We start from the raw sequence: 2,611 nt of genomic DNA on the forward strand, positions 1-2,611 counted from the left end.
TTTTTCTATGAAAATTGACACAGAACTCAGCCCATCACTGTAAACCCGTTGTTCAACATTGGCCCCATTACTGGCTCGAAGTCGCGTTTGCTGTGCGACAAGAGCAAACCCATCGGGCAGCCATTGCATGCGCCATTGAGAGGCATTACTTGTCAGAGATCCCATGTTGAGTGGTGTCTCAGGTTCCGTTCGATGCCACGTCATTTCTTCGCCGTTGATTTGTGATTTAAGTTTGTGATCAGGGATATGAACACCAGTGTTCAATGAAGAAAAAGCAAAAGTCTCCAAAACATTGCCACCTTGATCTCTTAATTCTGATTTGAGAAGAAGGTGAGTCTCATCATCTACCCAGAGGTGGTAACCGTAACGATAATTATCCAGAGGGGAGATAATCAGCTTATGAGCTTGTCGGCCTGCAACCCGATCCGTATCCGCTAACTCGACCTGATAGTATGGTGTAGCGGAATTTAAACGCCTGGGTAAATCACTTGGGAAACCTCTTCCGAGAGGTCGTCTACTGACACTAACTTGCTTACCTTCAGGGTTGATACAGGTGACCATATCATTATTTCGGATTACCTCACGTGCTTCACCATTCAGTGAAACTAAGCGTTCAAGCTCTCCCCTGGCATCAGCCCGATGAAAAATACGAATTGATTGCAGGTTTTTTCCAGTTTGATAAGCAAACACGCCTTCATAAGTAAGATTTTTTGCTGCTTCTGTCATGCGTTCCAGCATCTGGAGTGCTTCTTTATCATTTGCCTGTGCTGAAGTAGAAAAAGCAAACGTCATGATAAGAAACAGGTGTAGCAAAAAACGCATCAGAGATTACTCCTCGCCATATGACACGACACGTGCATATGAAAACAGACCGGATGCGCCTGCGTATTCGTTATGGTCCACAAGGTAGTTGTTCAGTCTGTCTTCCACTTCGCGTTCACCAACAGTCCATCTGTTGTCAGCAGCAGTTGCCAGTGTCGTTTCTTGTTGTGAAACAACATTAACTTCTGCTAGCTGAGGAGTCATCGTAGTTTGCGGCTGGTTCATGACACCGACTACAGCCAGAGCACCGATTGAAGCGGCGGCCGCAAGACCTGCGGTTTGTTTCCAAAACCAGCCAGGCAACGTCAACACATTCGATTTCTTAGTGTTACCCGATTCGATATTGTGGGGTGCCTCGTCGGCCAAGGCTGAGCTGATACGTGGCGTTAAATCGACCAATTTAGATTGTTTTTTATAACCGTGAATAACATCGCTGGAAAATTGAAAACGCATAAATGCTTCTTTTGCGCTGCTGTCTTTTTGCATCAACATCAATAGTTCATCAATTTCATGCTTATTCAATTCGCCATCGACGAATGCTGAAAGAAGTTCTTGTTGCTTGGCAGTCATCATTGTTCCTCTCCACCCATTACTGCTTTGACCTGTTTATCTATAGCCTCTCTGGCGCGAAAAATTCGAGAGCGCACCGTCCCAATTGGACAATCCATTGCCTCTGCAATTTCCTCATAGCTTAGCCCTTCAAACTCCCGCAGTTTGATAGCTGTTGCCGTATCTTCTGGCAATTCTTGAATCGCCAAATGAATCGCCTGTTTAAGCTCATCACTCATGAGACTACTTTCAGGCGTCTCAAATTCCTTCAACTCTGGCGCATCATAATAAATCGTCGCATCCATCGCATCGACATCCGATACAGGAGGTCTGCGCGAAGCCGCTGTGAGATAGTTCTTAGAGGTGTTAATAGCGATGCGATAAAGCCATGTATAAAACGCACTATCACCTCGAAACCCGGGCAATGCCCGGTAAGCCTTGATGAATGCTTCTTGAGCGACATCCATTGCTTCAACCGGATCATGCACAAACCCCGTTATCACATGAATAATTCGCTGCTGATACTTCATAATCAACAGGTCAAACGCCTTTTTATCACCTGCCTGTACGCGCCGTACTAGCTCTTGATCCACATTCATCCTTTGGTCCGGCCTTTCTCGACACGCCAGAGCTTATTCTTATTTACCGGTAGATTGACCATATCGATTTAACTTTGTTCCAGATTAAGTGCAAAATAATCCCACATTCATTGTACCCTTATACGCTGTTATGACGACAACACATCATTTTGACATATTAATCATCGGTAGTGGCACTGCCGGTTTAACTTTGGCATTGCATATGGCCGATACAGCTAATGTTGCTGTCATCGCCAAAGGGCAACTCGAAGAAGGGGCATCCTTATATGCTCAGGGCGGCATATCAGTGGTCCTAGATAAAACCGACTCTATTCAGTCACATGTACAAGACACCTTGATTGCTGGCGCCGGATTATGTGATGAACAAGCGGTGAATTATACCGTTGAGCATGCGCGTGAAAACATTGAGTGGCTTATTCAGCAGGGAGTATCATTCACCCGTGATGGTATCACCTCAGAAACGTACCATCTGGCTCAGGAAGGTGGCCATAGTCACCGCCGCATCATTCATTCTGCCGATGCGACCGGTCGCGAAGTGGAAACAACACTGCTAGCAAAAGCAAAAGCACACCCCAATATCAGCTTGTTTCCATTTCATATCGGTATCGACCTTATCACCAGCAATAAACAATTAGGTGAAC

The 2,611-nt window shown here is 45.6% G+C and carries 4 protein-coding genes; 1 reads left to right on the plus strand and 3 read right to left on the minus strand.

The annotated features are described in order from the left end of the window. From ACTF5U_RS11670 to rpoE, 3 genes are all read right to left on the minus strand, one after another. The coding region (locus ACTF5U_RS11670) for a MucB/RseB C-terminal domain-containing protein (protein ID WP_438971806.1) at positions 1–822 on the minus strand (822 nt) is incomplete at its 3' end. Between the two features lie 6 nt (positions 823–828). Continuing rightward, on the minus strand, positions 829–1,395 hold the full coding sequence (locus ACTF5U_RS11675) for a sigma-E factor negative regulatory protein (RefSeq protein ID WP_438971807.1): 567 nt from the start codon (positions 1,393–1,395) through the stop codon (positions 829–831). Next, complete coding sequence (rpoE, locus tag ACTF5U_RS11680; protein ID WP_438971808.1) at positions 1,392–1,970, minus strand: RNA polymerase sigma factor RpoE; 579 nt, start codon at positions 1,968–1,970, stop codon at positions 1,392–1,394. Before rpoE ends, ACTF5U_RS11675 begins: the two co-directional genes overlap by 4 nt. A gap of 130 nt (positions 1,971–2,100) precedes the next feature. On the opposite strand from rpoE, the gene ACTF5U_RS11685 reads away from it, so the two are divergent. Further along, positions 2,101–2,611, plus strand: a 511-nt coding sequence (locus ACTF5U_RS11685) for an FAD-dependent oxidoreductase (RefSeq protein WP_438971809.1), incomplete at its 3' end; no start/stop codon positions are given.

Origin of the sequence: Methylophaga sp., assembly GCF_965655755.1 — a bacterium.
GTDB lineage: Bacteria > Pseudomonadota > Gammaproteobacteria > Nitrosococcales > Methylophagaceae > Methylophaga.